This window comes from Candidatus Symbiopectobacterium sp. NZEC135, from assembly GCF_025962695.1.
Genome location: NZ_JAGFPF010001139.1, coordinates 1 through 694 on the forward strand (window position 1 = coordinate 1; position 694 = coordinate 694).

Here is a 694-nt window from a genome sequence, read left to right on the forward strand (position 1 = left end):
CAAAAGTATCCAACTGCAGCTCTATGAGACTAATAATCACGAGCACTTTAACCAGTTTAGTCACCAAACGCCTTACGATGCGGCAAGCTGTCCTGACACCAACTGCCAAAGCTGTGGTTTATACAGCAGCGCGAATACCGCCAGCGGCGAGCCGGTATTTTGGACGTTACACGATCAACACCATCAATACGGCATGGTGCTGGCCACGCGTGCCAGTGAGTGCGAACTGAGCCCCGATCAACAGCAGTTGTTGAATACCCTGTTGGGCCAACTCACCAGCACATTGGCGCTCGAACGCCAATCTGAGCACCAGCAGCAGTTGATACTGATGGAAGAGCGTGCGGCAATCGCGCGTGAATTGCATGATTCACTAGCCCAATCGCTCTCCTGCCTGAAAATTCACGTCAGTTGCATTCAGATGCAAGGCGGAAATCTGTCGGATGAGGTACGCAGTCAGTTGACCGAGATGCGCGAAGAGCTGAACACCGCCTACCGTCAACTGCGCGAGCTGTTGACCACCTTTCGACTTCAGCTCAACGAATCCGGCCTGTTGGCCGCGCTGCGCGCCACCGTTGAAGAATATGAAAAACGGTTGGGATTCCCCCTGCGTTTGCATTATCAATTGCCACCGCAAGCGGTATCGGCCCATCAGGGGATTCATGTCCTGCAAATTGTGCGTGAGGCGCTCAGCAAT

At 53.6% G+C, this 694-nt stretch carries 1 protein-coding gene; it reads left to right on the forward strand.

Annotation, left to right across the window (positions count from 1 at the left end; all coding sequences use genetic code 11):
* Nucleotides 1-694, forward strand: a 694-nt coding sequence (locus J5224_RS32935) for a histidine kinase (protein ID WP_264629113.1), incomplete at both ends; no start/stop codon positions are given.